Raw genomic sequence first — 24,645 nt, forward strand, 5'->3', positions numbered from 1 at the left:
ACAGTTATTTTTAAAGTTTATCTTCAAGTGAAAGTATAAAATTAGCTGTTACATATATTCCATAATAAAGCGCATCTTCAGATACATCAAAATAAGGCGAATGTAGAGGATGCTCTCCTTTTATTCCGTCTGAAATACCAAGCCTGAAGTGAACGGAAGGAACTTTTTCAGCAAAGAAGGCAAAGTCTTCAGCGGCAAAAGTTTTTTCAAGAGGCAGTACATTTTCACTTCCAAGTATTTTTTTAGAAGCATTTATAAAAAGCTCTGTTAAAGCAATATCACTAATTACTGGTGGATACTGGAATGAGTAATTAATAATAGCTTCACAGCCATATTTTCCAGCTGCCAGTTCAGCAGAATTTCTAATATCTTGCTCTATGCTTTTTCTTAAAGCATTGTCAAAAGTTCTTACAGTTCCAAGTACTTTTGCCTCACCTGGTATAACATTATTTGCAGTTCCTGCGTTTATGGCAGAAAAGGTTATAACATGAGGGTTTAGCGGATTATTTTCTATCCTGGATTTCATTGTCATGCTTTGAATAAGATCAATTGCAGGAAATATTGGATTTTTACAAATGTGGGGCATGGCAGCATGACCGCCTATACCTTTAAAGGTTATATTAAAGTCATCTACAGAACCCATGGAGGCACCGCTGGATACTTCAATTTTTCCAACAGGAATTTTGGGCCAAACATGAAAACCTATCATATATTTTACTTCAGGGTTTTTTAAAACACCTTTTTTAATCATAGGAAGAGCTCCGCCTTCTGCTTCCTCAGCTGGCTGAAATATGAACTTAACGCATTTTTTAAAGCCTATTTCTTTAAGCACTAAGGCTGTGCCGAGAGCAACCGCCATATGGTAGTCATGACCGCAGGCATGAGAAACCCCGTTTACAGGAAGAGCGTCCATATCTGCTCTTACGGCAATGCAGCTTTCTTCTTCATTGAGTGTGGCTGTAACTCCTGTTTCAAGCATTGTTTCAGCATTAATTTTTATATTTTTTAAAAAATCTAACAGGATTTTTTGAGTGTTATATTCTTTATAAGAAAGTTCAGCATTATTATGCAGCTTTTCTCTAGCCTCACTAATTAACGGCAGCTTATCTTTAATTATTTTTTTTAAGTCCATAGTTTTATCCTTCCTATATTCTTGCTGTACCGCTTTTTCTAGCAGCTTCCCTCACTGCTTCAGCAACTTTGTTTTGAACTTCCCTGTTAAAAGATTTAGGAATAATATAATCTTCACTTAATTCACTGTCAGAAATTGAATTTGCTATTGCATAAGCAGCAGCAACTTTCATTTCTTCATTTATATCTTTTGCACGTACATCAAGTGCACCTCTGAATATTCCAGGGAAGGCAAGTACGTTGTTGATTTGGTTTGGAAAATCAGAGCGGCCTGTTCCTATAACCCTTGCTCCAGCATTTTTAGCTTCTTCTGGAAATATTTCAGGAGTTGGATTTGCCATAGCAAAAATTATTGCATCTTTATTCATAGAGCGTACCATATCTTCTGTAACTGTTTTAGGTGCAGAAACTCCTATGAATACATCGGAACCAGCCATAACTTTGGCAAGAGTGCCCTTAAGTTTTTCATGGTTTGTTATAGCTGCAATTTCTTCTTTTGAAGAATCTAAACCTTCACGGCCTTTATATATAGCACCTTTTCTATCGCACATAATTATATTTTTAACGCCAGAGGATAGTAAAAGTTTTGTTACAGCAACCCCAGCAGCACCAGCACCGTTAACTACAACTTTAATGTCCTCTAATTTTTTGTTAACTATTTTTAGTGCATTTATAAGTCCTGCTAAAGTAACTACAGCAGTTCCATGCTGATCGTCGTGAAATACAGGAATATCAAGTTTTTCTTTTAATTTTCTTTCAATTTCAAAACATCTTGGAGCACTTATATCTTCTAGATTAATTCCGCCAAAGGAAAGAGAAATTTTTGAAATAGTGTCAACAATCTCGTCTACATCTTTTGTGTTTAATATTATTGGAAAAGCATCTACATCACCAAAGGTCTTAAAAAGAACAGCTTTACCTTCCATAACAGGAAGTGAGCCTAAAGGACCTATATCTCCTAATCCAAGTACTGCAGTTCCGTCAGAAACAACAGCAATAGTATTCCATCTTCTTGTATATATATAAGCTTTATCAGCATCCTTTTCTATTTCAAGACAAGGCTGAGCAACCCCAGGCGTATAAGCAAGGCTTAAATCCTCGGAATTATTTACAGATACTCTTGAAATAACTTCTATTTTACCTCTTTTTTCTTCGTGGAATTTTAAAGATTCATCGTAAATTGACATTTTTATCACTCCTGTTTTTGTATATTTATTCACGCAATTAATAAGTTTATTATAGCTCTAGCATAAATATTTAGTCAATTTTAAAATGTCGAAAACTTTCTAAATTTCATATATTAAATTCTTATCTTTGATAACTTTCTCTAAAGTCTTAGTATCCTCATCATCTAATTTAATATTTTGAATTAGCTTTCCTAATATATTTTTAAGTCTTAAAATAAATTGAAGCTCAGCTTCATAATTAGGATTTTGAAGTTCTTCTTTTATAATATGTATCTCATTATCCATTTCAAGTTTTTCAATATGTAGAGTAAGTTCGTTAATTATAGCTGATTTTATTTCTTCTTTAGCAGCCATTTTTTTACCTCCCTTAATGTATTTGTACTTATAGTATATATGAAAGAAATTATACTGTCATTCTTTAGTTTTCACAGTTAAATTATTAATCCATTTTTTAGATAATATTCTTGGAAGTCCTAATATAAGTTTAAAAACTTCTTCCATGTATGCAAGGGTGTATACCCAGTATATTGGAAGCTTCCATACTATGCCCCCTAGAAATACTAAAGGAACTCCTACAAACCAGACTCCTCCAGTGTCTAAAAGAAGACAGAATTTTGTGTCGCCGCCGCTTCTAAGTATTCCAACAATGCATATGTAATTAAAGCATTTAACCCATAAGAAAGCTGAAAATGCAAGAAGATTTCTGGCTGCATAGTTATAAACTACAGGTGAAATATTATATGCAGATAGAATGTACTTTGAGGATACAGCAACAATTATTCCTGCAAGCAATGCTAGGGAGGGACCTATTATTATGAAGCGTTTTGCATATATAAATGCATCTTCTTCATTTCCACTACCAATTTTATTACCTAGCATAACAGCACAAGCATTGCCTATTCCAAGAAATACTACCCATGCAATTCTTTCTATAGTAGCAGAGATATTAGTTGATGCAATAACTTCAGTACCCATTCTTGCATAAACTATTGCATATAGGCTTACACCTAATGCCCAGATTGTTTCATTTAATATAACAGGTGTTGTAACCTTAAAAAACTGCTTAATAAATGATGAAGATAAATCAAGCAGTTCATAAAGTTTTGCAGCTACTTGATATTTATTTTTGTATACAATATATAGTATTAAAGTTACTTCTATAAATCTAGCAAAAACTGTGGCTATGGCAGCACCTTCTACTTCCATTCTTGGAAAGCCAAAGGAGCCATAAATTAAAAGATAATTAAATAAAGTGTTTACTGCTAAAGCTGTAATGCTTACTTTCATAGGTGTTTTTACCTGTCCAATGCTTCTTAAGGTAAAAGAAAAAGAAAAGCTGATAGAAGTTATAATATAGCTAAGTGCAGCAATTCTTAAATATCTGCTTCCAAGCAGTAAAACATCCATGTCTTTGGAAAAAATGCTGAGTATCTGTCGAGGAAACATTAGTGCTCCTAATGTAAATATTGAAGAAGATATTATTCCCGATATTAAGGATATACCAAGTACTCTTTTTATATTAGGTAAATCTTTATTTCCCCAATATTGAGCTGTAAAAATTGATGAACCGCTTACAATTCCAAATAAAAGCAGGTTCAGCAGAAAAAAGTACTGATTAGCAAGTCCAACGCTTGCGATGGCTCTTTCGCCAAGTCGTCCTATCATTATTGTATCTACTAAATTAAGAGAAGATAGAACCAGGTTTTGAGTTATTATTGGCAGAGCAAGCTTTAGCATTGATTTATAAAACTTTTTATCATTAAAGAGTTCTATTAACCTCATATGTACCTCCATGAATATTTTTTTCGTAAAGACCCGCAAAATATAATTGTAGCTTATTTTTCAAATAAATTCTATATATTATAAGTAGCTTTTTATAAGTTTGTATATTAGAATAATAATTGGGTCATTTATGAATATTTATGAAACGTAAAAGCTTTAGATTATTTGTGTTGTGTTTTAAAAAAATGTTAAATTTAGAAAGGCAGTGAATTTATATGTTAAAAGCTGTAATATTTGATATGGATGGAGTAATATTCGATAGTGAACTTGTACATGCAAAACTTGAAAAGAGCTTGTTGAAGGAAATGGGAGTTGATTTAACTCATGAAGAAATAGAGAGTTTTGTTGGTACAAGCTCTTATTATATGTGGGAGATGCTTAAGGGAAAGTATGGGCTTTCTAAAACTGTTGAAGAATTAGTTAAAATAGAAAGAGACAGCTATTTTGAACTTTTAGTATCAGAAAATCATGAGGATAATATTGTAAAAGGAGTAAAAGAACTTATACAGGAACTGCATAAAAATAAAGTGAAATTAGCTGTAGCTTCCTCCTCTCCAGTTAATGTTATTGATACTGTAGTTGATATGTATGATATAAGGCAGTACTTTAATGCATTAGTAAGCGGAGATTATGTAGAAAGAAGCAAGCCTAATCCTGATATATTTTTATATGCTGCAGAAAAATTAGGAGTAAAACCAGAAGAATGTATAGTAATTGAGGATTCATCTAATGGAGTTTTGGCAGCTAAAAGAGCAGAAATGAAGTGTATTGGGTATAGAAATGTTAATTCAGGTAAACAAGATTTGTCTCCCGCAGATTTAGTAATAAGCGATTATTCAGAAATCAGCTATGAAAAATTAAAAGAGTTATGTATATAAAGTTCAGGTTAATTCTGCCTGAATTTTTTATTTTTTAAGTACTATTATTTGAATAATTAATATTTTAGTTTGATAAACTTTAAATATACTTATATTATTTAGTCAATTATATTATTTTAATAGCGGCCGCTTAAAAAGGGGAGATAAATAATGTTTAAAGCAGCAATTTTTGATATGGATGGAGTTATTATAGATAGTGAACCAATATACTATAAAATATGCAGTGAGTTCCTTAATGGTTTAAATGTGAATATGACAAAAGATGAGTACTATACTTATGTGGGAAAGCCAGCAGAGGAAATGTGGAAAAGTTTAAAGAAAAAATATAATTTAAAGGAGTCTATTGAAGAACTGGTTAAGATAAATAGAGAAAATTACATAAACTATTTAAAAACCAGCACTGAAGAAAAGCTGATAGATGGTGTTATGGAGTTAATGAAAAGTTTATATGAAAATAACATAAAGCTTGCTTTAGCATCCTCAACATCTTTAAAAAATATATATACTGTATTGGATAAGTTTAATTTAACAAAATTTTTTCAGGTAATAGTCAGTGGAGATGATATAAAAGAAGGAAAAACTTCACCACAAATATTCTTATATACTGCGGAAAAATTAAAGGCTGCACCCTGTGAGTGTATAGTTATTGAAGATTCCTGCTTGGGAATAAATTCAGCAAAGAAAGCAGGAATGAAATGCATAGCAATTGATAATGTTAACTCTGGAAAACAGGATAGAAGCAGTGCAGATTTAATAATTAAAAGCTTTAGTGATATAGATTACTTTAAGTTATGTTCTATATGTAAATAATAAAGAGCTACCTCGGTATGAGATAGCTCTTTAAATTATAGTTTTTGTCTCTTTACATAATGAGTATGGAGCAGCTCATGAGCTTTTTCACCATAAGGTTCTCCTAAGAAATCTTCATAAAGCTTTATAACAGCTTCATTTTCGTGAGATTTTCTCTTAACTTTTCCTCTATCTTCTTCGTAAATAGCTAAAGCACGTTTCTTTACTATTTCTACATTACCGTGAATATATGGCTGACCACCGCCGCCTATACATCCGCCAGGGCAGGCCATTATTTCAATAGCATGGTAATTAGCTTCGCCCTTTTGTATAGCTTCAAGTATCTTACGGGCATTTCCAAGTCCGTGAGCAACGGCAACATTAACATCTATATCGTCAATTTTAATTATTGCTTCTTTAACGCCATCCATACCTCTTAGTGCATGGAATTCAACGTCTTCCAGTGTTTTGTTAGTAAGCCATTCATAAGCTGTACGAAGTGCTGCTTCTAAAACTCCTCCAGTTGCACCGAAGATTACAGAAGCACCAGTAGATTCTCCAAGAGGATTATCAAAATCACTTTCTGGTAGTGAAGCAAAGTTTATACCAGCTTCTTTAAGCATTTTAGCTAATTCTCTTGTTGTTATAACTATATCAACATCCTGAATTCCGTCACGAGATAATTCAGGTCTTGCAGCTTCGTATTTTTTAGCAAGACAAGGCATAACTGAAACTACCACGATATTTTTAGGATCTATTCCAAGTTTTTCAGCTAAGTAAGTTTTTGCAACAGCTCCAAACATTTCATGAGGAGATTTGCAGGTTGAAGGTATATCTAGTAAATCAGGGAATTGATGTTCAAAGAACTTAACCCATCCTGGGCAGCAGCTTGTTAATATTGGTAATCTTCCGCCATGTTTAAATCTATGAACAAATTCGGAAGCTTCTTCCATAATTGTTAAATCAGCTGCGAAATCTGTGTCAAACACTTTATCAAACCCTAAATTACGAAGAGCAGATACCATTTTTCCAGTTACAATTGTACCTGGTTCCATTCCGAATTCTTCTCCAAGGGCAACTCTTACTGCTGGAGCAGTTTGAACTATTACAAACTTCTCTTTGTTTCTAAGAGCTCTCCAAACTTTAGGAATATTGCTCACTTCTGTAAGTGCAGCAGTTGGACAGACAGCAACGCATTGACCGCAGAAAGTACAGGAAGTCTCAGTCATAGGTAAATTAAATGCAGGAGCAACTACTGTTTGGAAACCTCTGTCAACACCTGATAATACGTTAACGGTCTGAACTTTATTACACATAGTTTCACATCTTCTGCAAAGAATACATTTGTCAAGATTTCTAACTATGGAATAACTGGAATCATCTATTTCGTATGTGGACATTTCACCTTTATATGGAATATCACGTACACCTAAATCAGCGGCAATCTGCTGAAGTTCACAATCAGTATTTTTAGCACAGGTTAAACAATCTTTTGGATGGTCTGATAAAAGAAGTTCAACAACTGTTCTTCTGGCATTTATAGCACGAAGACTGTCTGTTCTTACAACCATCTTGTCATAAACAGGAGTAGCACAAGATGGAGCTAAATTTCTTCTTCCTTCTACTTCAACCATACACACTCTGCAGGAAGCAGTTTGATTAACCATTTTTGTATCATGTAAATTTAAGTGGCACAAAGTAGGGATTTTTATATTAAGGAGTTTGGCTGCTTCTAGTATAGTTGTTCCTTCCTCTACCTGAACCTGTCTGTTGTTTATTGTTACAGTTACTAAACTCAAAACCTTCACCTCTTCCGATATATTATAAGATGGAGCGATCTAAAATTTAATGTTTGATTATAGCTTTAACTGGACAAGCTGTTTGACAAGCACCGCACTTAATGCATTTTTCCTGATCTATAACATGCTGAGTTTTTACTTTACCGCTTATACAAGATACAGGACATTGTCTTGCACATTTTGTACAGCCTATGCATTTGTCAGTAATGTAGTACTGCATAAGAGCCTGACAAACACCTGCAGGACATCGTTTTTCTTTAACGTGAGCTTCATATTCATGCATAAAATACTTCATTGTACTAAGTACTGGGTTTGGTGCAGTCTGACCAAGTCCACATAGAGAAGTATCTTTAATTGTTTCAGAAAGTTCTTTTAAATCAACTAAATCTTGTTCTGTTCCTTTGCCTTCAGTTATTCTTGTAAGTATTTCAAGAAGACGTTTATTACCAACACGACAAGGAGTACATTTACCACAGGACTCATCTACTGTAAATTCAAGATAGAATTTAGCTATATCTACCATACAGTTATCTTCGTCCATAACAATCATTCCGCCTGAACCCATCATGGAACCAATTGCATTTAAGGATTCGTAATCAATTGGGCTGTCTAATGCTTCAGCAGGTATACATCCTCCGGAAGGTCCTCCTGTTTGTACTGCCTTGAACTTACGGCCGTTTTTAATTCCTCCGCCGATGTCGTAGATAATTTCTCTAAGAGTAGTTCCCATAGGAACTTCTACAAGACCAACATTATTTACTTTACCAGCTAGAGCAAAAACTTTAGTTCCTTTAGAAGTTTTAGTTCCCATTGAACTGTACCAAGCAGGTCCGTTTAGTATAATCGGAGGTATGTTGGCAAAGGTTTCAACGTTATTTACGCAGGTTGGCTTTTCCCAAAGTCCGCTTACTGCAGGGAAAGGAGGTTTTGTTGTTGGCTCTCCACGGTTTCCTTCTATAGAATGGATAAGAGCTGTTTCTTCTCCGCATACAAAAGCTCCTGCACCATATTTAATAAATAAGTCAAAGTTAAAATCTGTACCTAATATATTCTTTCCAAGAAGCCCTAATTCACGAGCTTGGCTTATAGCAAGTCTAAGTCTTTCTATGGCTAGAGGATATTCAGCTCTTATATAAATATATCCTTCGCTGGCTCCTATAGCATAGCCGGCAATAGCCATAGCTTCAATAACACTGTTAGCATCTCCTTCAAGAATGGAACGATCCATAAATGCGCCTGGATCTCCTTCGTCAGCATTACAGATTATATATTTTTGTTCTGCTTTGCTTCTTCTGGCAAATAGCCATTTCTGTCCTGTGGAGAAACCTCCGCCTCCACGTCCGCGAAGTCCTGAATCTATCATAGTTTGAATAACATCTTCAGGTTTCATGGATGTTAGAACTTTTCCAAGAGCAAGATAACCATCTGCTGCAATATATTCTCTTATATCTTCAGGATTTATAAGTCCGCAGTTTCTTAAAGCTATACGTTGCTGCTTTCCGTAGAAGGACATTTCATCCTGTCTTTTAACTTTTTCTTTAAGAGTAGGTTCTTCATATAAAAGTCTCTCAACAACGTTTCCGTTAACAAGATGATCTCGAACTATGTCTTCAGCATCTTCAGGTTTTACATGAACATAAAATACGTTGTCAGGACTTACTTTAACTATAGGTCCTTTTTCACAGAAACCAAAGCAGCCTGTAATTGATACATTAACTTTATCAGTTAAACCAGCCAGGTCTATATAACGCTTTAAATTTCTAACTATTTGATCACTTCTGGAGGCCTTACAGCCTGTTCCTCCACAAACTAGAATGTCTCTTTTTTCTATTTTGTTTTCCTCGGCAGGCACATGAGTGTTGTCAAATTTTCTTAAGCGTAGAAGAGGTTTATATTCCTGATTTAATTTTTGAAGTTCTTCTAAAGAATGAATTTTATCCAATCCTTTTCCCTCCCTAAATAAAATTAATCTTGATATTCAGCTAAAATCTTTTTTACATCGTTTGGAGTAACATGACCATAAACTCTATCGTTTACTGTTACTACGGGAGCTAAACCGCAGGCACCTACACAGCGGAGTACTTCGATAGTAAACTTTCCATCAGGAGTAGTTTCTCCAACTTTAATGTCAAGCTGTTTTTCAAGCTCTGATAAAACATTAGCGGCACCACGAACAAAGCACGCGGTTCCCATGCATACATTTACTACATTTTCACCTCTAGGAGTTGTAGTAAAGTAGGAATAAAAGCTTACTACTCCAAAAACCTTAGAAGCAGGTACATTTAGTTTTTCTGCTACAAAGAGCTGTACTTCTTCGGGCAGATAACCAAATATATTCTGAGCTTTATGAAGAACTTCAATTAGTGCACCTTTTTTATTAGGTAAGCTGTTTATGAATTCTTCTAGTTCATGGAATTTTTCTTCGACTAATACACTTTTACACATCATTTTGTAACCTCCTTTGATCCTATAGTTGTTTGTTAATTAACAATCTATAAATTTAAAAATAAAATAATTGGAGCTAAATTAACAATATGAAAACTATTTACTTTAACATTATACTAAAAACTTTAATAGAAATTAAGTGGTTTTTAAAAAATTTTATATGCAAATTTGTTAATTTTTTATTTTTCAACAAGTGTTTGGATAATAATATTATGATATAATTTAATTGAAATATGTGCTGCTTTATGGAATAATAATAATAATTTAAAAAATATAGGAGAGGAATATGTTCGGGGTAATTGACAGGTTTGAGGGGCAATTTGCCATTGTAGAACTATATTATGGTAAAATTATAAATATTAAAAGAGAGTTGTTGCCAGAAGGGGCTAAGGAGGGGGATGTTTTAAGTATAGAGGATAAAATTACTATTAGCCTGGAGGAGACTAATAAAAGGAAAATGAAAATAGAAGAAATCACTAAAGATATATGGGAATAAATATTTACAATAACTAAATGTGCAGGGACTATCTTTAAATTACAATTTAAAGATACTCCCTATTATTATTTAAATATATGTTTTTATCATCGTCTTTTTTACCTTTTTTATAAACAAACGTATAGTTAACAAGAGCTATAAGAGCACTGGCTACTGAAAAATATAAAAGAAATTTTCCTGCAGTTTTATTAAATACGAGAATGACTATAGATACGTAAAAAAATATAGTAGATAATTTGCCTAGTTTATTTGAAGGTATTACAGTACCTTTTTTATATAGGAATACTCCGCAAAATATCATGAAAATTTCTTTGCAGGCGATAACAATAAGAATCCAAAGAGGTATATAAGATTTAATTACTAAGCATGTTAAAACTGTCATTAACATAAGTTTGTCAGCAAGTGGGTCTAAAACAATTCCTATTTTAGTTACAAGGTTATATTTCCTTGCTATATAACCATCTAGAAAGTCAGTAAAACCAGCAATTAAAAATACTATTGTTGACAAAGCCAGATTATTATTAGAAGGAGAATTTTTAAAAACTATCACAAATGCAGGGATTAGTAATAATCTGAATATAGTAAGTATATTAGGAATGTTCATAGCAGCCTCCTTATACATTTAGCAGCATATAATATTTATACCTGCTGAATTAAAGTATTTATAATTATTATATTAATCTTTATGTATATATGACAATATAATTGCATAAATTTAAAATCGGACACAAAGAGGCTGCTCAAAACTATAATTGCGAATGAATTTTTATTATTTAAATTAAATATTCGTATTTTTGTTGACTGTTTTATAATAATCTGATATCATGTCATAGGGAGGGATGCGGCATGTATAAAAAATATGACGTAATTATAATAGGTGCAGGAGCAAGCGGGATATTTACAGCATATGAATTAGTTCGAAAAAATACGAACATTAATATATTGATGTTAGAAAAGGGGAACAGCTTAAATAAAAGAAAATGTCCAATAGATGGAGAAAAAATAAAATCTTGTATAAATTGTAAGGTTTGCAGTATAATGAATGGGTATGGAGGGGCAGGAAGCCTTTCTGATGGAAAATATAATATAACAAATAACTTTGGCGGAGATTTATATAAATATGTAGGTAGAGACAAAGCTTTAGAACTTATGTATTATGTAGATGAGGTGCTTTGCAAAATGGGAGGAGCAGATGCAAAGCTTTATTCTACTGCAAATTCAGATCTTAGAAGTAAGGCTCTTCAATATGATTTACATCTTTTAGATGCTAAGGTTAGACATTTAGGTACTGACAGAAACTTGGTTATTCTTCAGAATATATATGATTATTTAAGTGATAAAATAGATATGATATTCAATAACGAGGTTTCTGATATTAATAAAACAGATGATAAGTTTATTGTTAATACTAAAAATGATACTTATGAAGCTAAAGATTTAGTTGTTGCAACAGGTCGTTCTGGTTCAAAATGGATTTCTAAAATATGTTCAAAGCTTGGTATAAAAACAGAAAGCAACAGAGTTGATATTGGAGTTAGAGTGGAGCTTCCAGCTGATGTGTTTGAGCATATAACAAAGGAAGTTTATGAAAGCAAGATAGTTTACAGAACTAAGAAATATTCAGATTTTGTTAGAACTTTCTGTATGAATCCTCATGGAGAGGTAGTCAGTGAGAACACAAATGGAATAGTAACTGTTAATGGCCACAGCTATTCAAATCCAGAACTTCATACAGATAATACAAATTTTGCGCTGTTAGTTTCAAATCATTTTACAGAACCGTTTAAAGACAGCAATGAATATGGAGAATCTATTGCAAGACTTAGCAATATGTTAGGCGGCGGAGTGCTTGTTCAAAGATTTGGAGACTTAGTTAAAGGACGCAGAACTAACGAAGACAGATTAAGTAAGAGCTTTACAAGACCAACTCTTAATGCAACTCCTGGAGATTTAAGTTTAGTACTGCCAAAAAGACAATTAGATGATATTATAGAAATGATATATGCTCTGGATAAGATTGCACCAGGCACAGCAAATGAAGATACACTTTTATATGGTGTTGAAGTTAAGTTCTATAATTCAAAGGTAGAAGTGGACAATAATCTCGAGACTCAGGTTAAAGGACTTTATGTGTTAGGGGATGGTTCAGGAGTAACTCACTCTTTATCACAGGCATCTGCAAGCGGAGTATATGTTGGAAGAATCTTGGCAGAAAAATATAGTTAATTAAAGTAAAAACGAGATTGGAGGCAGGCTATATGTCAGCGTTTATAGTTGTAGGAGCACAATGGGGAGATGAAGGAAAAGGGAAGATGACAGATTATCTTGCTGAGAAGGCAGAGGTTATTGTCAGATTCCAAGGAGGAAATAATGCAGGGCATACTGTGGAAGTTGGAGACAAACAGTATAAGCTTCACCTTGTGCCTTCAGGTATTCTTTATGGTAATAAACTAAATGTAATAGGAAACGGTGTAGTTGTAGATCCAAAAGCATTATTTGATGAACTAGATTATTTAGAAGGTTTAGGAGTAAAGGTTACACCAGAAAATTTTATTGTAAGCGATAGAGCACAGCTTATAATGCCTTACCATAAAACATTAGATGCATTAAAGGAAAAAGCTAGAGGTAAAAATGATATAGGAACTACAGGTAAGGGTATAGGACCTGCCTATACAGACAAGGTTGAAAGAAGCGGTTTAAGGGTTTGCGACCTTATGCATATTGAAGTTTTCAGAGAAAAACTTAGTGAGAACATAAAAGCAAAAAATGAAATAATAACAAAGGTTTATGGCGGAGAAGCTTTAGATTTTGAAGCAATTTACAATGATTACGTAAAGTATGCGGAAAGATTGAGACCTTTTGTTAGAGATATATCTGTCAGAGTTTATGATGAAATAAAAGCAGGCAAGAAGGTGCTTTTTGAAGGAGCGCAAGGAATGCTGCTTGATATAGATTATGGAACATATCCTTATGTAACTTCATCAAATACTATAGCCGGCGGAGTCTGCACTGGAGCTGGAATAGGACCTACAATGATAACAAATGCTGTAGGTATAGCTAAAGCCTATACTACAAGAGTTGGAAAAGGCCCATTCCCAACAGAGCTTAATGATGAAATGGGAGAATGGATAAGACAAAAAGGACATGAATACGGAGTAACTACAGGAAGGGCAAGACGCTGCGGTTGGCTTGACTTGGTTATTTTAAAGAGTACAGCAAGAATCTGCGGCTTAACAAGCTTTGTAGTAACAAAAATAGATACTTTAGCAGGATTGGATAAAATAAAGGTGTGTGTAGGTTATAAATTTGAAGATAAGGTTATAGATTACTTTCCTGCAAGTCTTGAAGATTTGGCTGAATGTGAGCCTGTGTATGAAGAATTTGATGGCTGGGATGAAAGTGTAGGTAATGCTAGAAGTTATGAAGAACTTCCAGAAAATGCAAAGAAATATTTAAAGAGAATAGAAGAATTTACTGGAGTTAAAATTTCTATAATTTCAGTAGGACCAAGAAGAGATCAAACTATAGAAGTAGGCAGTATTTAATTTAAGAAGTCATTATAAAAGGAAGGACTAATAAACATCCTTCCTTTTAATTTACAAAATAAATTAAAAAATGTTTATTGTAATATCTTTATTATTTAATATAATTCTGTTATAATTGAATTAAATCATACTAAAACAGTATGATTTAATTTGTATAGAAAAGAGGGATGGCAGTATGATTACTAAGGATATGACTATTGGGGAAGTAGTTAGAAATTTTCCTGATTCAGTTGGGATATTAATGAGCTTTGGAATGGGTTGTGTGGGATGCCCTGCATCTCAGGCTGAAACACTTGAAGAAGCTGCAATGGTTCACGGCTTTGAGGTTGAAGAATTATTACAAGCATTAAATCAATAATTTAATAAAAATACCAAGAGTAAGAATCCTGAGTATTTTTTATTAAATTTTTGTAATAATAAATAAGAAGTATTAATCTTTGTAAAGAAGGTGAATTTATGAAAGTAACTGGAAATATGACTATAGGTGAAGTAGTTAGGCTTCATCCAGATGCTGCTAGGGTGCTCATGTCCTTTGGAATGGGTTGTGTTGGCTGCCCAAGTGCGCAAATGGAAACTCTTGAAGAGGGTGCGCTTGTTCACGGAATAGATGTAAATGAAATGATAGAGGCTTTGAATAAGTTATTAGAAGAAAAATAACATAAATACCCAGGGTTTATGCCTTGGGTATTTATGTTATTTTTGAATAATTATATATTTTTTTAGATTATAATGGAAAATATCTCGTTTTTTTGATAAAATGCTAAGGGGTATAATATGGATACTTTAATGTAGTACTAAAATAAATATGACTTAAGGATGATTATTATGTTTAATTTTAAAAGAGCTTTAATAAAAATCTGTCTGCTGATATTTTTATTGGTTTCAGTATTAATGGTATTTTTTGTATTCAGTGATAAAAGCTCACATTCGCTTACTGAAAAACCTTTAGCAAAGAAAGGGGTACTAGATTTAAGAAATTGGGATTTTAAAGAAAAAGGCATAATTGGTCTTAACGGAGAATGGGAATTTTATTATGGTAAATTATTAACCCCTGAAGATTTTCAGGGAGAAGAACTTCCGAAAATGGATGGATTTATTGATATGCCAGGAAATTTTAATGGATATATAGTTAATGGGCATCCTGTAGGTGGACAAGGTTTTGCTACATTTAGACTAAGAGTTATAACAGATAAAGCTGAGGAATTATATGGTATTAAAACTGAATATATTGAAACAGCCCATAAGCTTTGGGCTAACGGCAGAGTTGTTTCTGAGGCAGGTAAGATAGGTAAATTAAAGAATGAAATGACTGCTGCGCTTATTCCTAAAATCGGTGTTTTTGCATGTGGTAATGGTGAGTTTGATATAATACTGCAAGTAAGCAATTTTTATACCTATGAGTCTCAGGTAGATACAATACTTATGGGAACAGATTCTCAAATAATCAGCAATAGAACAGAAAAAGTAGGATTTGATTTATTTCTTTTAGGCAGCACTATAATAGCTGCAGTATATCATTTAGGGTTATTTTTTAGGAGAAGAAAGGACAAAGCTCCTCTCTATTTTGCATTAGTATGTGCTATAGTAGCATTAAGAACAGCCTTAGTAGGAGAAAGATTAATACATAATGTATTTAAAAATATGAATTTTATCTTAAATGGATGGCTTTTAAACTGGACATGGTTTCTTTATATTCCTATATTAGTGCTTTTTATTAATAAGTACTATGAAGGTTTATTATCAAAATTTATTGTAAGGCTTTCTAGTTTAACAGGTATTATTTATTTTTTTACTATACTGCTTTCACCTATAAGATATCAGTATTATTTAGTGCCTCCTTTTGAAATAGTTACAAATATTGTTCTCATATATATATTAAGCAAAATGATATATAGGTATATTAAAGGAGAAAAAGGTTATGAGATAGCTTTTATAGGAATACTAGCTTTATTTATAACAAGGTTTAATGATCTTTTATATCATTTTTCAATCATTATAACAGGATCTTATGCTCCGCTTGGAATGCTTATTTTTATAGCAGCTCAATCCTATGTAACGGCAGATAGGTTTTCTATGGTATTTTCAAGTGTTGAAGAAATGACAGAAAAGTTGAAATCTGTAGATAAATTAAAGGATGATTTTCTTGCTTCTACATCTCATGAGTTAAGAACTCCTTTAAACGGTATAATAGGCCTTACAGAAAGTTTGGTTTCAGGTATGTCTAGTGGTTTTACGGAGGAGCAGAAAGAAACTCTTTATTTAGTGCAGGCTAGTGCAAGGCGTCTGTCAAATCTGGTTAATGACATTCTGGATTTTTCAAAGCTTAAGAATAACGATTTAAAATTAGAAAGAAAGCCGGTAGATTTAAGAGCTCAGGTACAGATTGTAATAAAATTTTGTGAAGCAACTACTAAAGGCAGGGATTTAGTATTAATAAATAATATTCCTCAATCTTTTCCACATGCTTATGGCGATGAAAATAGAATACAGCAGATTTTATACAATTTAATCGGCAATGCAGTAAAATTTACTCCAAAAGGTACCATAGAAATACAGGCAGCAGAAAAGGAAGAAAATATTCATGTATATGTACGTGATACAGGAATAGGAATACCTCAAGATAAACTTGATATAATTTTTGAAGCATATGAACAAGGTAAAGGAATTGGAGAGCGTTACGGTGGAACAGGGCTTGGTCTTTATGTAACAAGACATTTAGTGAAGCTTCATGGTGGGGATATAAGTGTCCGCTCTGAAGAAGGAAAGGGAACGGAATTTGTATTTAGCTTGCCAAAATGCTGTACATATGCAGATACTTCTCATAGTATTTCAGAAATGCAGAAAACAAAGCAGGATATACTTTGTAAAGAGAATATCTTACCTAAAACTATACCATTAATACAGAAAAAAATTCTTATAGTAGATGATGAACTTGTTAACAGAAAAGTGCTTAAAAATTTTCTTGAACATGAAGGATACACAGTTATTACTGCTTCTAACGGAAAAGAGGCATTAGAGATTATAGATAATAATGAATTGGATTTAGTGATACTTGACATGATGCTTCCAGACATAATTGGATACGAAATCTGCCGTACTCTTCGAGAAACTAAATCTTTAGTTGAGCTTCCTGTACTTATAATGACTGCTGACATTAGGCCTGAGATGGTTGTTATTTCCTTTGAATGCGGGGCTAATGATTATTTAAGAAAGCCGTTTAACCGTTCTGAGTTAATGGCAAGAGTTAAGACCCTTATTTATTTAAAGAACTCTGTTAATGAGATTTTGACACTTCAAAAGGAGGTAGCAACTGCCTCAAATGAAGTTGCTGCATTAAATGAAAATATTAAAGAAAATGAAAAAGTTTTAACTGAAATGATTGAATACGATAAGTTAAAAACAGAATTTTTTGCAAATATATCTCATGAATTGAGAACCCCTTTAAATGTAATATGGAGCTCAATTCAGCTTCTTCAGCATATAGCTTCTCAAAGTACTGATGCAGGCAGTATAAGTAAATACCTAAAAATTATGAATCAGAACACTTTAAGGCTGTTGAGGCTTATTAATAACTTAATAGATTCAACAAAGATAAATGGAGGATATTTGTCGCTTGAGCTTTCAAATGAAAATATTGTATCCGTTATTGAAGAAATTGTGCTATCGTCAGTTGTTTATGCTGAGTCAAAAGGTATAAATTTAATATTTGACACAGAGATTGAGGAAAAATACATAGCTGTTGATACAGAAAAGATTGAAAGAATTATACTTAACCTTCTTTCAAATGCTGTAAAGTTTACCGACAGAGATGGTTTTATTTATGTAAATTTATATGACTTGAAAGATCGTATACGTATTTCAGTTAAAGATACAGGAATAGGAATACCAGAGAAAGAGCTTGAAAGAATATTCGAGAGATTTTCTCAAGTAGATAAATCTTTGTCACGAAGAACAGAAGGCAGCGGAATAGGACTTTCTCTTGTAAAGACATTTGTAGAAATGCATAATGGAACAATAAGGGTTAAGAGCAAGCTTAATGAAGGAAGTGAATTTATTATAGAATTACCTGTTATTCAATTAGAAGGAAGTTCTGGATTAATAGAGGATTCTTCAGCGCAGTCCTATACTTCAAAGTATATGGAAAGAGTACATTTAGAATTTTCAGATATATATTAGTAATTTATTTTTAGAATGCTTCTTTTAAGTAAATATTTATATATTTATAAATTTGCGAAGATATTTTAAGGTAAATTCCGTGGTATAATATAGTAAGAATAATAGGTAATTGAGGTATTGTTATGATAAATTTAAATGAAATTCTATTAGAAAATCCTATAATAGCAGCTGTAACCGCAGACAGTAATTTGCAGCAGGTGATAGACAGTGATGCTTTAGTTGTGTTTATTCTGCATGGAAGTATATTAAACATAAAGGATATGTGTGATAGGTTAAAAGAAGCTCATAAGCTGGTGTTTGTACATATTGATATGGTAGAAGGATTAAAAGCTGATTCTGCAGCACTGGAATTTATAAAAAAACATGCGGAACCTTATGGAATAATTACAACAAAGCCTACAAATATAAGACATGCTAAGCAGCTTGGATTTTGTACAGTACAGAGAATTTTTGCAATTGATTCTTTATCATTAAAATCAGGTATTAAAAACATAAAGGATGTAAGACCTGATGCAGTTGAGGTAATGCCAGGAGTTGCAAGTAAAATAATAAGTAAAATTCAAAAGGAAGTCCAGGTGCCTGTAATTGCTGGAGGGCTTATAGAAAATAAAAAGGATGTAATGGATGCATTGGGAAGCGGTGCTGTTGCTATATCTACAAGTGATTCTGATTTATGGAACATGTAATTAATGTATATATTTATTTATATTTAACTATTTACAGAAAAACAATTTTGTAATATAATGGTATTAGGCGAGAGACAAAGAGAGCCGTTATTAAGGTGAATCCTTATATAATGGTTCTCTTTGTCTTTTTTGCTTTAAAGCATTATTTAAGGGGGATAGGTTATGTATGATGTTTTGATAATCGGGGCTGGAGTTGTAGGAAGTTCTATAGCCAGGGAGTTATCTAAATATGAGCTGAATATATGTGTTATCGAGAAAAATTCCGATATTTGCGAGGGCACAACAAAGGCAAATAGTGCAATTATTCATGCAGGTTTTGATGCCAAGCCTGGAAGCTTAAAAGCAAAGTTGAACGTAGAAGGCAATAAAATGTTTGATAAACTTTCTGAGGAATTGGATTTTCCGTTTAGAAGGATTGGAGCTTTGGTGCTCTGTTTTGATGAGAGAGATTTATATAAGCTTGAAGATTTAAAAAAGCAGGGAGAAAAAAATGGAGTTTTTGGATTAAAAGTATTAAACAGAGATGAGCTTAAAGAGATAGAGCCAAATGTTACGGAGAATGCAGCAGCTGCTCTTTATGCTCCAACTAGCGGCATAGTTTGTCCTTATGAGATGACTTTAGGTTTTGCTGAAAATGCTAATAGTAACGGGGTAGAGTTTATATTTGATACAACAGTAAATGGAATAAGAAGGCAGGAGGGTAACTATATAGTTTCTACAAATAATGGAGATTTTGAGGCAAAAGTAATAATCAATGCTGCAGGAGTATTTGCAGATGAAATAAACAATATGGTAAGTGAAAATAAAATAAGTATAATTCCTAGAAAAGGAGAGTACTGCCTTTTAGATAGAGAGGCAGGGAATTTGGTTTCTAAAACTATATTTCAGCTGCCAACAGCAATGGGCAAAGGTGTTTTAGTCAGTCCTACAATTCATGGAAATCTGCTTGTAGGGCCTACTGCAGTGGATTTAGATGATAAGCTGGATTTAACAACTACTAGGAAAGGATTAGAGGAAGTAATTACAAAGGGAAGTTTAAGTGTTAAAAATTTGCCGGTAAATAAGGTTATTACCTCTTTCGCTGGATTAAGAGCTCACTTTACAGCTGATGATTTTGTAATCGGTGAAGCGGAAGATGCAGAAGGTTTTATTAATGCAGCAGGCATAGAATCACCGGGGTTGTCAAGTGCACCAGCTATAGCAGTAATGATAGAAAATCTAGTAGTTCAAAAACTTAATCCAAGCAAAAATAAAAATTTCAACCCTGTAAGAAAGGGTATTCTAAAGTTTAGAGAATTGAGCAATGAAGAGAAAAATAAGCTAATTAAATCTAAAGCTGAATACGGAAGGATAGTCTGCAGATGTGAAACTGTAACAGAAGGGGAAATAATAGATGCCATAAGAAGACCTTTAGGAGCAAAAACCGTAGATGGAGTAAAAAGAAGAACAAGAGCAGGTACTGGAAGATGCCAGGTGGGTTTTTGTATGACTAAAACTGTAGAACTACTTGCCAGGGAGCTTAAAATAGGTGTAGAAGAAGTTACTAAGTTTGGAGGAAACTCAAAATTACTGGTTGGAAAGAATAAGGATAGTATTAAGTAGGGGGTAAAGCTTATGCAGGAATATGATATAGCTATTATAGGTGGGGGCCCTGCAGGCCTTGCAGCTGCTATTGCAGCTAGAGAAAATGGTATAGAAAATATATTAGTTATAGAAAGAGAAAATCAATTAGGCGGAATACTTAATCAGTGTATTCATAATGGTTTTGGTCTTCATACTTTTAAAGAAGAGCTTACAGGTCCGGAATATGCAGAAAGGTTTATAAGTAAGTTAAAGGAACTAAATATACCTTATAAGTTAAATACAATGGTTTTAGATTTATCAAAAGATAAGATAATTACAGCGGTAAATGATAAAGATGGAGTAATTGAGATAAAAGCAAAAGCGGTAATTTTGGCTATGGGTTGCAGAGAAAGGCCGAGAGGAGCAATAAATATTCCTGGAAACAGGTGCTCGGGAATATATACTGCTGGAACTGCACAAAAGTTTGTAAATGTTAAAGGAGAGCTTCCAGGCAGAGAGATTGTAATATTAGGTTCAGGAGATATAGGACTTATAATGGCAAGAAGAATGACTTTAGAGGGCTGCAAGGTAAAGGCTGTTGTGGAGCTTATGCCTTATTCCAGCGGACTTAATAGAAATATAGTTCAGTGCCTTCATGATTATAATATACCATTAAAGCTTAGTCATACAGTTGTAAATATAAAAGGAAAAGAAAGGCTTGAAGGAGTTATCATAGCAAAGGTGGATGAAAATAGAAAACCTATTGAAGGTACAGAAGAATATATAGACTGTGATACTCTGCTTCTTTCAGTAGGGCTTATACCCGAGAATGAATTGTCTAAAAATGCGGGAGTTACTTTGTCTGATGTTACCAATGGACCAATAGTAAATGAAAGTATGCAGACAAACCTTGAAGGGATATTTGCCTGTGGTAATGTGCTTCATGTACATGATTTAGTAGATTACGTAACTTTGGAGAGTTATACAGCAGGAAAAAATGCAGCTAAGTTTGTAAAAGGAGAAAAAGTTAGTAAAGACAGCTTGGAAGTTATAGCTGAAGAGGGAGTAAGCTATGTTGTTCCTAAGTTTATAAACCCTTTAAATATTGAAGACTATATTGATATTAAATTTAGAGTAAGAAAACCCTGCAGCAATCACTTTATTTCTGTATATTTTGATGATATAAGAGAAATTTGTGTAAGGAAAAAAATACTGACTCCTGGAGAGATGGAGGTTGTTAAGGTTAAGAAGGAATTATTTCTTAAACATTCTGATTGCAGTAAGATAACTGTTAAAGTGGAGGGGGATTAATGTGGTAAAAAAAGAACTTATATGTATAAGCTGTCCTTTAGGCTGCAGCTTGGAAGTATCCATAGATGATAAAAATATAAAGGTAAGCGGAAATAGCTGCAAAAGAGGAGAAATTTACGGAATTAAAGAATGTACAAATCCAACCAGAATCGTTACTTCTACAGTTTTTATAAAAAATGGTACTGAAGAGGTTTTGCCTGTTAAAACAGAAAAAGATATTCCAAAGGATAAGATTTTTGAGTGTATAAGGTTATTAAAAGATGTAGAGGTGAAGGCTCCTATTAAGATAGGAGATGTAGTAGTTTCAAATGTATTAGGTACAGGAATTAATGTGGTGGCAACTAAAAGTATTAAAAGCAAACCCGAAGTCTGCATTAAAAGCAGTTAAAAAAAGTAACCGAGCATGGGGGTGCTCGGTATCAAATGGGGTTTATCATGGGGATATATTATATGTTATTAAATTATGGGGAATTATATTAATGTTTTCCTTACGGCACATAAATAGTATAGCACAAATATTTTAAGTTTTACAATACCAAACATAAAAGTTTTTATTTTAAATATTTTCTTACAATTTCGACATGATACAACTTAATTTTTAAAAATCAAATAAACTGTAGAACTGAGTAATAAGCTGATTATTCCTAGGGTTAAAGCTATAAGCTTAGATGTTTTGTTGAATTTTGTCTTGTAAACGATTAGTATAGCACATATAATTCCAACGGGAAACCTAAAGCTATTATTTATTGTTATGTAGGTTAAACATAAGAGCCAAAGACCAAAAAGTTTTAGGAAATAATACTTTTCAGATTCCTGTTTTTTATGATGTGCAATAAAAAGTAAAGGGGAAGTTAAAACAAGTGTTAAAAATGGCATTTCACTAACTCCTTATATTAATTCTGTTTAAATATATGTTTTATAAGTGTAGAAATTGCTGTAAAAGTGGTATAATATAGAAAGAATTATATAAACCTCTTGATTAAGCTGTTGGATGCAGCTTAACTTTATATAAATGTTTTAGAAGTGAGGGAGTTTGGTGAAAAGAGATTTTAAAGAATTTAAGGACTTTATAAAAAATAAGAATACAGCCGTTGTAGGTATAGGTGTCAGCAATATACCTCTTATTCGCTTTCTTTTAGAGTTAGGTGCTAAGGTTAGTGCTTTTGACAGAAAAAATGAAGATGAACTTGGAGATATAGCAAAGGAATTTAAAGAAAAGGGAGTTAAGCTGGTTTTAGGTGAAAATTATTTAAATAATCTTTCAGGCTATGATGTTATATTTAAAACCCCTTCTATGAGAATAGACAGTCCTTTTCTTGTTAAGGCTAAGGAAGAAGGAGCATATATAACTTCGGAGATGGAGGAATTCGTAAGATATTGCCCTGCAAAGGTTTATGGAGTAACTGGCAGTGATGGAAAAACTACTACAACTACTTTAATATATAATTTATTAAAGGAAGAAGGTTATAAGACATGGGTAGGGGGCAATATAGGAACTCCGCTTTTTGCTCAAATAGAAGAAATTAAAAAAGATGATAAAGTGGTTCTTGAGCTTTCAAGTTTTCAGCTTATGACAATGACTGTATCACCAGAGGTTTCAGTTATAACTAATCTAAGTCCGAATCATTTAGATATGCATAAGGATATGGATGAGTATGTAGATGCTAAGAAAAATATATTTAAATTCCAAAGCTTAGAGGATATTTTAATACTTAACAGAGATAATGAAATAACTAATTTAATGGTTAAAGAAGCTAAAGGAAGCGTGCTTCAATTCAGTATAAAGGAGCCTATTGATAAAGGAGCTTATTATAAAGATGGTATATTATATTTGTTTGGTAAGGAAGTATGCAAAGCTGAAGATATAGTTATAAAAGGAATGCATAATGTTGAAAATTATCTTGCTACTTTCTGTGCTGTAAATCAGGATGTAAGCATAGAGGTTATGAAAAAGGTAGCAACAACGTTTAAGGGAGTAGAGCATAGAATAGAATTTGTAAGAGAATTTCACGGAGTTAAATATTATAATAGCTCTATTGCTTCAAGTCCTTCTAGAACTTTAGCAGATATTAAGGTTTTTGATAAGCCTGTTATACTTATTGCAGGTGGTTATGATAAGCATATTCCTTTTGAACCTCTTGCAGAGGAAGGTTACCCATATATTAAAAAGTTAATCCTTTTAGGCAATACCAGAGAAAAAATAAAGATTGCCTTCCAAAAGGTGATAGAAGAGAAAGAGCTGAATCTGCCTATTATTATGGCTGATTCCTTTGAAGATGCCGTAAACAAGGCTAAGGAAGAAGCTGAAGATAAAGATGTGGTTCTTCTGGCTCCAGCTTGTGCAAGCTTTGATATGTTTGCTAATTTCGAAGTTAGAGGTAACAGATTCAAGGAAATTGTAAATAATTTGAAATGATTATTAATTATCTTAAAGCAGATTATATTAAACTTGTCGTTGTTATAATCTGCTTTAAGACATATTATTTTATATTTTATTAATAATCGCAGCCAGGTGTATCAATTAAGGTATTTTGTAGAATTATAGAGAATTTCTAAGAAATAAAAAGTTAATTTTAAATAATGATAGTTAGATAGACAAACTATATGCTGTAATGTGATATTATATAAAACGTTCCTTGAATGAACGGCAGCTTCTGCTGAATGATTTAAAATATAAAGTTAAATCCTGAAGCAAAAAAGTTGTTGACATTAAAGAAACAACATGATAAGATATAAAAGCTGTTAGATAACAGCGAAATCAATTGGTCTTTGAAAATTAAACAGAGAATAATTAAGATAAACCAGCAATTCTTTTGAATTAAAAAATGAGCATAAAGATTCAAACTTTTAAATTGAG

21 protein-coding genes are annotated in these 24,645 nt (G+C 32.8%); 13 read left to right on the forward strand and 8 right to left on the reverse strand.

Annotated elements, in window-relative coordinates; all coding sequences use genetic code 11:
• Positions 1-10: 10 nt before the first annotated feature.
• From M2651_RS10255 to M2651_RS10270, 4 genes are all read right to left on the reverse strand, one after another.
• Entirely contained in the window at positions 11-1,132 is a 1,122-nt protein-coding gene (locus M2651_RS10255) for a M20 family metallopeptidase (protein ID WP_252132255.1), read from the reverse strand.
• 13 nt (positions 1,133-1,145) lie between these two features.
• Positions 1,146-2,318, reverse strand: coding sequence for an NAD(P)-dependent malic enzyme (locus M2651_RS10260; protein ID WP_252132256.1), 1,173 nt, complete (start codon positions 2,316-2,318; stop codon positions 1,146-1,148).
• Positions 2,319-2,417: 99 nt separating this feature from the next.
• Positions 2,418-2,672, reverse strand: a complete 255-nt coding sequence (locus M2651_RS10265) for a hypothetical protein (RefSeq protein WP_252132257.1) — start codon at positions 2,670-2,672, stop codon at positions 2,418-2,420.
• Positions 2,673-2,729: 57 nt separating this feature from the next.
• Complete coding sequence (locus M2651_RS10270; protein WP_252132258.1) at positions 2,730-4,100, reverse strand: MATE family efflux transporter; 1,371 nt, start codon at positions 4,098-4,100, stop codon at positions 2,730-2,732.
• A 215-nt stretch (positions 4,101-4,315) separates the two neighbouring features.
• Between M2651_RS10270 and M2651_RS10275 the strand changes: the two genes are divergently transcribed.
• Together M2651_RS10275 and M2651_RS10280 are read left to right on the forward strand one after the other, a co-directional pair.
• Positions 4,316-4,978 (forward strand): HAD family hydrolase, encoded by a 663-nt coding sequence (locus M2651_RS10275; RefSeq protein WP_252132259.1) that lies wholly within the window; start codon positions 4,316-4,318, stop codon positions 4,976-4,978.
• A gap of 150 nt (positions 4,979-5,128) precedes the next feature.
• Positions 5,129-5,788, forward strand: a complete 660-nt coding sequence (locus M2651_RS10280; RefSeq protein WP_252132260.1) for an HAD family hydrolase — start codon at positions 5,129-5,131, stop codon at positions 5,786-5,788.
• Positions 5,789-5,823: 35 nt separating this feature from the next.
• Here M2651_RS10280 and M2651_RS10285 read toward each other — a convergent pair whose 3' ends face one another.
• The 3 genes from M2651_RS10285 to nuoE are packed head-to-tail and all read right to left on the reverse strand — an operon-like array spanning position 5,824 to position 10,011.
• Positions 5,824-7,566: an NADH-dependent [FeFe] hydrogenase, group A6 gene (locus M2651_RS10285; RefSeq protein ID WP_252132261.1), complete on the reverse strand. Its 1,743-nt coding sequence runs from the start codon at positions 7,564-7,566 to the stop codon at positions 5,824-5,826.
• 46 nt (positions 7,567-7,612) lie between these two features.
• Positions 7,613-9,508 (reverse strand): NADH-quinone oxidoreductase subunit NuoF, encoded by a 1,896-nt coding sequence (locus M2651_RS10290; protein ID WP_286207980.1) that lies wholly within the window; start codon positions 9,506-9,508, stop codon positions 7,613-7,615.
• Between the two features lie 23 nt (positions 9,509-9,531).
• Complete coding sequence (gene nuoE / locus M2651_RS10295) at positions 9,532-10,011, reverse strand: NADH-quinone oxidoreductase subunit NuoE (protein ID WP_252132276.1); 480 nt, start codon at positions 10,009-10,011, stop codon at positions 9,532-9,534.
• Positions 10,012-10,297: 286 nt separating this feature from the next.
• Between nuoE and M2651_RS10300 the strand changes: the two genes are divergently transcribed.
• Positions 10,298-10,507 carry a DUF3006 domain-containing protein gene (locus M2651_RS10300; protein WP_252132262.1) on the forward strand — a complete coding sequence of 70 codons (210 nt, stop codon included), beginning with the start codon at positions 10,298-10,300 and terminating at the stop codon, positions 10,505-10,507.
• 46 nt (positions 10,508-10,553) lie between these two features.
• Here M2651_RS10300 and pgsA read toward each other — a convergent pair whose 3' ends face one another.
• Positions 10,554-11,111 carry a CDP-diacylglycerol--glycerol-3-phosphate 3-phosphatidyltransferase gene (gene pgsA, locus M2651_RS10305; RefSeq protein ID WP_252132263.1) on the reverse strand — a complete coding sequence of 186 codons (558 nt, stop codon included), beginning with the start codon at positions 11,109-11,111 and terminating at the stop codon, positions 10,554-10,556.
• 242 nt (positions 11,112-11,353) lie between these two features.
• Between pgsA and M2651_RS10310 the strand changes: the two genes are divergently transcribed.
• From M2651_RS10310 to murD, 10 genes are all read left to right on the forward strand, one after another.
• Positions 11,354-12,733 carry an NAD(P)/FAD-dependent oxidoreductase gene (locus M2651_RS10310; protein ID WP_252132264.1) on the forward strand — a complete coding sequence of 460 codons (1,380 nt, stop codon included), beginning with the start codon at positions 11,354-11,356 and terminating at the stop codon, positions 12,731-12,733.
• A 32-nt stretch (positions 12,734-12,765) separates the two neighbouring features.
• Entirely contained in the window at positions 12,766-14,052 is a 1,287-nt protein-coding gene (locus tag M2651_RS10315; RefSeq protein WP_252132265.1) for an adenylosuccinate synthase, read from the forward strand.
• 175 nt (positions 14,053-14,227) lie between these two features.
• Positions 14,228-14,410 (forward strand): DUF1858 domain-containing protein, encoded by a 183-nt coding sequence (locus M2651_RS10320; RefSeq protein WP_252132266.1) that lies wholly within the window; start codon positions 14,228-14,230, stop codon positions 14,408-14,410.
• A gap of 98 nt (positions 14,411-14,508) precedes the next feature.
• On the forward strand, positions 14,509-14,709 hold the full coding sequence (locus tag M2651_RS10325; protein WP_252132267.1) for a DUF1858 domain-containing protein: 201 nt from the start codon (positions 14,509-14,511) through the stop codon (positions 14,707-14,709).
• A gap of 168 nt (positions 14,710-14,877) precedes the next feature.
• Complete coding sequence (locus M2651_RS10330; protein WP_252132268.1) at positions 14,878-18,228, forward strand: ATP-binding protein; 3,351 nt, start codon at positions 14,878-14,880, stop codon at positions 18,226-18,228.
• A 125-nt stretch (positions 18,229-18,353) separates the two neighbouring features.
• Entirely contained in the window at positions 18,354-18,914 is a 561-nt protein-coding gene (locus M2651_RS10335) for a glycerol-3-phosphate responsive antiterminator (protein ID WP_252132277.1), read from the forward strand.
• 162 nt (positions 18,915-19,076) lie between these two features.
• A complete protein-coding gene (locus M2651_RS10340) occupies positions 19,077-20,516 on the forward strand; it encodes an NAD(P)/FAD-dependent oxidoreductase (RefSeq protein ID WP_252132269.1) in 1,440 nt (479 codons plus the stop codon).
• Positions 20,517-20,528: 12 nt separating this feature from the next.
• Positions 20,529-21,788 carry an NAD(P)/FAD-dependent oxidoreductase gene (locus M2651_RS10345; protein WP_252132270.1) on the forward strand — a complete coding sequence of 420 codons (1,260 nt, stop codon included), beginning with the start codon at positions 20,529-20,531 and terminating at the stop codon, positions 21,786-21,788.
• A 1-nt stretch (position 21,789) separates the two neighbouring features.
• Positions 21,790-22,176 carry a DUF1667 domain-containing protein gene (locus M2651_RS10350; protein ID WP_252132271.1) on the forward strand — a complete coding sequence of 129 codons (387 nt, stop codon included), beginning with the start codon at positions 21,790-21,792 and terminating at the stop codon, positions 22,174-22,176.
• Between the two features lie 648 nt (positions 22,177-22,824).
• Complete coding sequence (gene murD, locus M2651_RS10355; RefSeq protein WP_252132272.1) at positions 22,825-24,204, forward strand: UDP-N-acetylmuramoyl-L-alanine--D-glutamate ligase; 1,380 nt, start codon at positions 22,825-22,827, stop codon at positions 24,202-24,204.
• The last annotated feature ends 441 nt before the right edge of the window (positions 24,205-24,645 follow it).

The organism is Clostridium caldaquaticum, assembly GCF_023806125.1.
GTDB classification, from domain to species: domain Bacteria; phylum Bacillota; class Clostridia; order Clostridiales; family Clostridiaceae; genus Clostridium_AT; species Clostridium_AT caldaquaticum.

Excerpts from the sequence above, each read along its gene's own strand:
- M2651_RS10340 (WP_252132269.1), top strand. The coding sequence starts at position 19,077 with ATGTATGATGTTTTGATAATCGGGGCTGGAGTTGTAGGAAGTTCTATA.
- M2651_RS10260 (WP_252132256.1), bottom strand. The coding sequence starts at position 2,318 with ATGTCAATTTACGATGAATCTTTAAAATTCCACGAAGAAAAAAGAGGT.
- M2651_RS10300 (WP_252132262.1), top strand. The coding sequence starts at position 10,298 with ATGTTCGGGGTAATTGACAGGTTTGAGGGGCAATTTGCCATTGTAGAA.
- M2651_RS10270 (WP_252132258.1), bottom strand. The coding sequence starts at position 4,100 with ATGAGGTTAATAGAACTCTTTAATGATAAAAAGTTTTATAAATCAATG.
- M2651_RS10265 (WP_252132257.1), bottom strand. The coding sequence starts at position 2,672 with ATGGCTGCTAAAGAAGAAATAAAATCAGCTATAATTAACGAACTTACT.
- nuoE (WP_252132276.1), bottom strand. The coding sequence starts at position 10,011 with ATGTGTAAAAGTGTATTAGTCGAAGAAAAATTCCATGAACTAGAAGAA.
- M2651_RS10255 (WP_252132255.1), bottom strand. The coding sequence starts at position 1,132 with ATGGACTTAAAAAAAATAATTAAAGATAAGCTGCCGTTAATTAGTGAG.
- M2651_RS10325 (WP_252132267.1), top strand. The coding sequence starts at position 14,509 with ATGAAAGTAACTGGAAATATGACTATAGGTGAAGTAGTTAGGCTTCAT.
- pgsA (WP_252132263.1), bottom strand. The coding sequence starts at position 11,111 with ATGAACATTCCTAATATACTTACTATATTCAGATTATTACTAATCCCT.
- M2651_RS10280 (WP_252132260.1), top strand. The coding sequence starts at position 5,129 with ATGTTTAAAGCAGCAATTTTTGATATGGATGGAGTTATTATAGATAGT.
- M2651_RS10315 (WP_252132265.1), top strand. The coding sequence starts at position 12,766 with ATGTCAGCGTTTATAGTTGTAGGAGCACAATGGGGAGATGAAGGAAAA.
- M2651_RS10330 (WP_252132268.1), top strand. The coding sequence starts at position 14,878 with ATGTTTAATTTTAAAAGAGCTTTAATAAAAATCTGTCTGCTGATATTT.
- M2651_RS10275 (WP_252132259.1), top strand. The coding sequence starts at position 4,316 with ATGTTAAAAGCTGTAATATTTGATATGGATGGAGTAATATTCGATAGT.
- M2651_RS10310 (WP_252132264.1), top strand. The coding sequence starts at position 11,354 with ATGTATAAAAAATATGACGTAATTATAATAGGTGCAGGAGCAAGCGGG.
- M2651_RS10320 (WP_252132266.1), top strand. The coding sequence starts at position 14,228 with ATGATTACTAAGGATATGACTATTGGGGAAGTAGTTAGAAATTTTCCT.
- M2651_RS10345 (WP_252132270.1), top strand. The coding sequence starts at position 20,529 with ATGCAGGAATATGATATAGCTATTATAGGTGGGGGCCCTGCAGGCCTT.